Below are 7,012 nucleotides of genomic sequence, written 5' to 3' on the forward strand. Positions count from 1 at the left end.
TGTTTAAGTGTGAATCCAGCATTATTTAAACACCGAATTACTTTTCAAAGAGACAAAGGAACAAAGGATGCTGATGGTTTTCCAATTCCCGAAAAAGACCGATACGAAGATGTGAAAACAGTGTGGGCTATGATTAAGACTTTAAAAGGTAGGGAGTTTCATCAAGCCGCATCTATTCAATCTGTACAGGATGAACGCTTTATAATTAGATACACAACGGGAATTGATTCGTCAATGAGGATTAAATTCGGATCTCGATTTTTCGAAATTATCGCTCCGCCAATAAATGATGATGAATTAAACAAGACTCTCACAATTGTTGGGAGGGAAATAAAATGACAGGAATACAGTTACAAGGGATGGACCAACTTTTAAGACGACTTGAAACTATGAGCAACCAAGCGGAAGTCGTGAAGGAAAAGGCGTTGATGAAAGGTGCCGAGCATCTAAAACAAGAAATATCAAATAACGCTCCAACTGGTCCGGGAAGTAAACACATAAAAGATAACATTGTGATTGAAAAGAAGATGGACAAGGTGCTTGTAGGACCAGAAAGAAGCTATTTCTATGGGCATTTTATAGAGTTTGGATTTTACAATGTTCGTGTTAAAAGGCATATTTCAGCACGACCTTTTATGGCTCCATCTTTTGAAAATAATGTTGGTCAAATTCAAAGGATTATGGCAGACGAGATAAGCAGGGAGTTGAGATTATGAGTCTCAACTCTCTTATTATATCTACTTTGACTCCTTTAGGCTTTCCTGTTGCTTTTCAAGCTCTTAGTCCAGAAGAAAAGGCGCTCAATCCACATACCTATATTACTTTTTTTGAATATAATCAGCGCGGAGCCTTATTTGCTGATGATGAAGAGATAAAGTCAGCACATTCTATCCAAGTTGATATTTGGTCAAAATATAATTATTCAAATCTAGTAAAGCAAGTAAAAGGAAGCCTTAAAAAAGTCGGTTTTACAAGAATCATGGAAACAGAATTTTATGAGGATGAAATTGAATTCTACCATAAGGTTATACGATTTAGTTTTACACAAGAAGGAGGAATTTAAATGCCTGTTATTGGTTTAAGAGACTTTTATGCAGCAAAAGTTGAAGATGATGAAACACTTGGAGTTCCAAGAAAATTATCTCCCGCCATTTCTGCAAATATCACACCAAACTACAACATTACAACTTTGTACGGTGATGATCGAGCTGTTGAAGTAGCAGAAGCATTGGGAGATATTGATTTCGAAATTGGAATGACAGACCTAACGCAAGATGATTATGCTTTTTTACTTGGTAAGGAGAAAAATTCAGACGGAGTGATTGAGGATAGCGCGGATGACATTGCGCCTTACGTTTCAATAGGATTCCGAATTCCTTTATCTGGCGGAGGGTTCCGTTACTACTGGTATTACAAAGGAAAATTCAATCCTCCTACACAACAAGCCCAAACCAAAGGAGAGAATGTAGAATTCCAAACACCAACAATCTCTGGAAAATTTGTCTCTCGTGAAGACGGAAAATGGCGTGCGAGTATTGATTCAACTGATACAGGTGTTAATCAATCAGTTATCGATAACTGGTTTAAAGAAGTTTATAAACCAAAACAAGAAGTACCGGGATCATAAAACTAAGTAAGAGGCGGAGCGATCCGTCTCTTTTTCTATTAAATCGAAAGAGGCGATATTGTGAGAATCACATTATTGATGGGTGAAGAAGAAAAAACATTTAGTGTTCCCCGCGTTAAGGGCCGTATTTTAAGAACTGCTGTAGCACTCAATAAAAAGTTATCTAAAAAAGATACGCTCGATGAAGAGACGGTTGACGATCTGGTTCAATTTGTGTGTGAGGTTTTTAATAATCAATTTTCAATTGATGATGTTTTAGACGGTTTACCCCTCGAAGGCTTCACTTTTAGATTACAAGAAATATTAATTGAAGTTATCAGTAAAGCAACTAGCGGTATCAAAATTGATGAAAATGGTGCACCATACCCAAAAAACTAAAAATAGACCCTTATACCTCCATTAAAAATTTATATCGATTTTTAATGGATAAAAAGGGTTACAAACTGACAGAAATCGATGAAATGGACATCGGTTTTTATTTTGAACTTTATTCAAAAGAAAAAGAGGAAAAGGTTGTCTATGCAGATCAAGTTCCGTGGTTATAGGGAGGTGGAATCATGACTGCTACAGTAGGCTCTTTACAGGTTGATCTAACCTTAACTCATGCACAATTTCAAAGAGGTATCCAGGATGTAAATAGACAACTTAAGTTAGTACAATCTGAATTTAAGCTAGCCGGTGCAGGCGTACAAGGTTTTGGTAACTCTCTTGACGGTATGAGGGCTAAATCTCGAATGCTTGAGCAATCATTGCAACAACAGCAGTCTAAAGTAGAGCAATTAAGGCAGCGGTACGAGCAATTAAAAGTGACAAAGGGCGAGGATGATGCAGCTACTCAACGTATGTTGATTTCCTATAATAACGCACAGGCTCAAATGCAGCGCACAGAAGCTGAACTGGAAAGATTAAATCAGCAAATCAGACTGCAATCTAGTGCATGGCATCAATGGGGCCAAAGAATGCAGGCAGTAGGGCAAACACTGAAAAATGTAGGTCAATCAATGAAAAATGTTGGCCGACAACTTTCAATGAAATTGACAGCCCCTATAGTAGGACTTGGGACTGCAGCTGTTAAGGCAGGAGCAGACTTTGAAGAAGGAATGTCTAGAGTATCCGCCATATCCGGGGCAACAGGTAAAGATTTTACCGATTTAAGGGATCTAGCTAAACAGCTTGGAGCTGATACAAAATATAGTGCAACCGAAGCAGCAAGTGGAATGGAATTCTTAGCAATGGCTGGTTTTAAAACCAAAGACATTCTGTCCGCAATGCCAGGTATGCTAGACCTAGCTGCTGCAGGTGCGCTTGATTTAGGACGTGCGGCTGATATTGCATCTAACATCCTTAGTGCATTTAACATTGATGCAGGTAAGGCTGGGCATGTTGCAGATGTTTTAGCGAAAGCAGCAGCTAGCGCGAATACAAATGTTGAACAGCTGGGAGAAGGAATGAAATACTTAGCACCTGCGGCCAACTCACTTGGTTGGACATTAGAAGATTCGACAGCAGCAATGATGGCATTAGGTGATGCGGGTATACAAGGATCCTTAGCAGGTCAAGCTTTTGCATCTTCTTTAGTTAGACTTGCTAACCCAACAAAAAGAATGGGTAAAGTGATTAAGAATACAGGTATGGAGTTCTTTGACGCTGCTGGTAATATGAAATCTATGCCAGAGGTAATTAAGGAGCTTGAGATTGGGTTAAAAGGCATGACTCAAGAACAAAAGGCTGCATATTTGTCGATGTTATTTGGTGCAGAAGCTTATAAACATTGGGCTGTACTGTTAGAAAAAGGATCAGGCGCATTGCAGGAAAATGTTGATATGCTTGAAAAGGCTGACGGAGCGGCAAAGGAAATGGCCAAAACGATGAGCGATAACCTGAAAGGAGAATTAAAGACTCTTCTTTCTGCCTTAGAAGGTTTGGCTATTAAGCTTTCAGAAATCCTTATACCTATTCTTAGAGACGTTGTAGAAAAATTAACAGAGTGGACAAGGGCGTTTGCCAAATTAGATGAAGGTACACAGAAAACAATTCTTGCTGTTGCAGGTATTGCAGCAGCAATTGGTCCGGCATTAGTTGTTCTTGGAGCACTAGTATCAAGTGTAGGAGCCATTGTTTCAGCACTTGGAACAGTTTCAGCTGCTATTGCAGTTGTGACAACGGGAGCTGCAGCAGCTACGCCAGCTGTTGGAGCATTAGCGGCTGTATTTACTGCCTTAACAGGTCCAGTAGGTCTAGCCATAGCAGCAATTGCAGGATTGACTGCAGGAGGAATTGCTCTTTATAAAAACTGGGAAAAGATCATGGAACTCCCGGGACCATTAAAGACAGCAATATTTGCCCTTGTACCAGGACTCACTGCGGTAGTTGGAGGGATTAAACTTGTACAAGATGCTGCTAGTGATGCAATTCCGGAAATAGATCGATTCGGAGAAGGTATTTCAAAAGGTACGAAGAAGGCATTAGAAGGTTTCTTCGAGTTATCGGATGGAGCAGCTGTAAAAGTCAAAGAAATGACTTTAGGGCAAAAAAGAATGACCGAAGAAATGGCTGCATCTTTAGTCGAGTCGTATAGCAAGATGAATGAGCAAATTCTTGCCAAAATGGACGAAAGACATACAAAACAACTTGAAAGCACAAGAGCATATTTCATAAATTCTAACGTCCTCACAGATACAGAGGAAGAAAAGATCCTTGCTAAAATCGATGAAAGAAACAAAGCCGAACAAGAAAGACAGCAATATCATGGGCAAAGGATTAAAGAAATTATTGAAACGGCTGCTGCTGAAAAAAGAGAGCTAACCGAAAGAGAGCAACAAACAATAAATAATATCCAACAGATCATGAATGAAAATGCCGTTAAATACCTTTCTAAAAATGAAGTTGAATCTAAAGTTATTCTCGAAAAAATGAAACAACAAGCTGGAGATATAACAGCTCGCCAAGCTGCAGAGGTTGTGAAAAATTCTAATAAGCAAAGGACAGATGCTGTCAAAGAAGCTGAAAAAGAATATAAGGAAAAAATAGCAGCTATTATTCGTATGCGTGACGAATCAGGAGTTATAACAGCAGAACAAGCTGAAAAAATGATAGCAGAAGCTAAAAAGCAAAGAGACGAAACTGTTAAACATGCTGAGGATATGCATAAAAATGTTGTGGGTGAGGCTAAAAAACAAGCAGGAGAGCATCTTGAACATGTTAATTGGGAAACTGGAGAAGTCTTATCAAAATGGGAAGTATTCAAAAATAAGGTAGGTACTACTTTTGATTTAACAGTAGGGTTAACCAAGAAGTATTGGAAAATGATGACGGATGAAGTTACGGAGAAAGCTGAAAATATAAAAACAAATGCTCTTACAGCTTTCGAAACATTAAAGAATAAAGCAGAGGAAAAATTCATCCAAACTAAGGATAAAATTCTCACTCCCATCAAAGAGGCAAAAGAAAAAATATCTGGTTTGGTTGATGATATTAAGGGTTTCTTCGAGAACATGAAATTGAAAATCCCTAAAATCGAAATGCCTAAGCTTCCTAAATTTAAACTTACCGGTGAGTTTAGTTTAAATCCTCCAAGTGTACCAAAAATCGGTGTAGATTGGTATGCAAAAGGTGCCGTCTTTACAAAGCCGACAGTTTTTAATACGCCTTACGGTTTAAAAGGTTTTGGTGAAGCAGGAGCAGAAGCGGCTTTACCTTTGACAGATGCAGTTCTAGGGGCTATAGGTGAAGGGATCGCTCGGACAATGCAAAATAATGATATTCAATCCCAAAAAGTATTTTCACCAACTACCAACAACCATTTCTATTCTAATCGACTCACACCTAGTGAAGTAGCGAGAAAAGAACAACAGGCAAGCAGACAACAGGCAATGGAATGGGGGTTTCAATAAATGCAGAAATTATTATTTACCTCATCCCAAGGACATATTGCGGAGTTCTCAAATAGGGCTCCTTTTATCTTGTCTAAAATAGATGGTCTAGGTGATGTGCAAGCTGATATCAAAGATCAGAAAGCACCTTTTCAGGATGGTTCAACATATATCGATTCGACTTTAACTGAACGATACCAAAGTTTAGAAATATCAATTTTAGCAAACAACAAAGAGGATCTGTTAAAAAAGAGAGCTTACATTGCTTCTGTTTTCAACCCAAAATTAGGTCAAGGCACACTCAGATATGAAAATAGAGGTATTGCGCGCGAGATAAAAGCAACCTCTGAACATGTTCCGATATTCCCAAGCGGTTGGGATAATAGAGGTCAAATGTTCCAAAAGGCTCTTATTGATCTTAAATGTCACGATCCTTTCTGGCTTGATCCACATATTGAAAGTGAACCAATGAGTGCATGGATTGGCGGTATGGAATTTCCGTTTACTTTACCAGTTGAATTCGCAATGAAAAGTTCTTCTACCACTCTATTAAACGATGGGGATGTAGAGGTACCGGTGGAAATAGTTTTTCATGGTCCTGCAGTAAATCCCATTGTTACAAATAAAACAACAGGAGAATTTATCCGTGTAAAACGGACGCTCGGAGCTAACGACAAGTTAATTGTTAGGACAGCATTTGGTAATAAAACAGTGCTAATTATAGATGGTACAGGTAAGCAAACAAGAGCTTTTAACTGGTTGGATGAAAACAGCATATTTTGGCAACTCGACGTTGGCTATAACGAAATTGAATACAATATGGATTCCAATTCGGAGGATGCAAATGTAGTAATCAATTGGCGCAAGCGATATGTCGGAGTTTAGAAAGGAGTGAGAACATGGCAGAAAAATCATCTTTTTTTGACAGTACACCTACTGATATACGGAGGTATTCCGCGGATGCTTTTGCTGAGTATTTCCGTACTTTATTTCAAGGTGGAGTTTTTCTCGATAAAGATGTGAATGGATTAAAAGTGACAGCTGCAGGCACATCAATGGAAACGACACTTAGTCCTGGTCTTGCCTATCTAGAGGGTTATCGATACGAAAACGATGCACATCTCAAACTTGTACATGTGACAGCTGACCAAGCACAAGAAAGAAAAGACCGCATTGTCATTAGGTTGGATAAGGACTTGCGGTCAATCAATGCTTATGTAAAACAAGGAGTGGTTGGTGGATCTGCACCAACTCTTGAACGCACGGCAAAGATTTATGAAATATGTGTTGCAACCATCACAATTGTAGCTGGTAAATCTTATATAGAAAACTCTCAAATTACTGATGAAAGACGCAATCTGGAACTTTGTGGTCTTGCATCACCCACACATATGAAACAGCATGCACATGATCATAGAAAGGGTGGTCCTGATGAAATTACACCTGAAATGATCGGTGCGATGGCAGGTGATGAGATAGATGACAATCCTGCTGATTTAACTTACTATGTGCG

At 38.9% G+C, this 7,012-nt stretch carries 8 protein-coding genes and 1 pseudogene; all 9 read left to right on the forward strand.

Annotation, left to right across the window (positions count from 1 at the left end; translation table 11 throughout):
* Positions 1 to 9: 9 nt before the first annotated feature.
* Entirely contained in the window at positions 10 to 339 is a 330-nt protein-coding gene (locus KHA94_RS00245) for a phage head closure protein (protein WP_213100175.1), read from the forward strand.
* Positions 336 to 716 (forward strand): HK97-gp10 family putative phage morphogenesis protein, encoded by a 381-nt coding sequence (locus tag KHA94_RS00250; protein ID WP_213100176.1) that lies wholly within the window; start codon positions 336 to 338, stop codon positions 714 to 716. The genes KHA94_RS00245 and KHA94_RS00250 overlap by 4 nt, the downstream gene beginning before the upstream one ends.
* Entirely contained in the window at positions 713 to 1,063 is a 351-nt protein-coding gene (locus tag KHA94_RS00255) for a hypothetical protein (protein ID WP_213100177.1), read from the forward strand. The genes KHA94_RS00250 and KHA94_RS00255 overlap by 4 nt, the downstream gene beginning before the upstream one ends.
* Entirely contained in the window at positions 1,064 to 1,627 is a 564-nt protein-coding gene (locus tag KHA94_RS00260) for a major tail protein (RefSeq protein WP_213100178.1), read from the forward strand. It abuts the gene before it with no gap.
* A gap of 60 nt (positions 1,628 to 1,687) precedes the next feature.
* The gene (gene gpG, locus KHA94_RS00265; protein WP_213100179.1) at positions 1,688 to 2,005 is read left to right on the forward strand and encodes a phage tail assembly chaperone G; all 318 of its coding nucleotides are present in this window, start codon (positions 1,688 to 1,690) and stop codon (positions 2,003 to 2,005) included.
* Between the two features lie 44 nt (positions 2,006 to 2,049).
* Positions 2,050 to 2,172: a hypothetical protein gene (locus KHA94_RS26165; protein ID WP_275950849.1), complete on the forward strand. Its 123-nt coding sequence runs from the start codon at positions 2,050 to 2,052 to the stop codon at positions 2,170 to 2,172.
* 12 nt (positions 2,173 to 2,184) lie between these two features.
* Positions 2,185 to 5,520: a phage tail tape measure protein gene (locus tag KHA94_RS00270; RefSeq protein ID WP_213100180.1), complete on the forward strand. Its 3,336-nt coding sequence runs from the start codon at positions 2,185 to 2,187 to the stop codon at positions 5,518 to 5,520.
* Positions 5,521 to 6,384, forward strand: coding sequence for a phage tail family protein (locus tag KHA94_RS00275; RefSeq protein WP_213100181.1), 864 nt, complete (start codon positions 5,521 to 5,523; stop codon positions 6,382 to 6,384).
* A gap of 14 nt (positions 6,385 to 6,398) precedes the next feature.
* Positions 6,399 to 7,012: pseudogene (locus KHA94_RS00280) on the forward strand (hypothetical protein); the annotation flags it as partial.

Origin of the sequence: Cytobacillus citreus (assembly GCF_018343665.1) — a bacterium.
Classification (GTDB): domain Bacteria; phylum Bacillota; class Bacilli; order Bacillales; family Cytobacillaceae; genus Cytobacillus; species Cytobacillus citreus.

What these genes read in the sequence shown, in the direction of transcription:
- KHA94_RS00250 (WP_213100176.1), top strand. Translation starts at nt 336, where the DNA reads ATGACAGGAATACAGTTACAAGGGATGGACCAACTTTTAAGACGACTT.
- KHA94_RS00255 (WP_213100177.1), top strand. Translation starts at nt 713, where the DNA reads ATGAGTCTCAACTCTCTTATTATATCTACTTTGACTCCTTTAGGCTTT.
- KHA94_RS00260 (WP_213100178.1), top strand. Translation starts at nt 1,064, where the DNA reads ATGCCTGTTATTGGTTTAAGAGACTTTTATGCAGCAAAAGTTGAAGAT.
- KHA94_RS26165 (WP_275950849.1), top strand. Translation starts at nt 2,050, where the DNA reads ATGGATAAAAAGGGTTACAAACTGACAGAAATCGATGAAATGGACATC.
- KHA94_RS00270 (WP_213100180.1), top strand. Translation starts at nt 2,185, where the DNA reads ATGACTGCTACAGTAGGCTCTTTACAGGTTGATCTAACCTTAACTCAT.
- KHA94_RS00275 (WP_213100181.1), top strand. Translation starts at nt 5,521, where the DNA reads ATGCAGAAATTATTATTTACCTCATCCCAAGGACATATTGCGGAGTTC.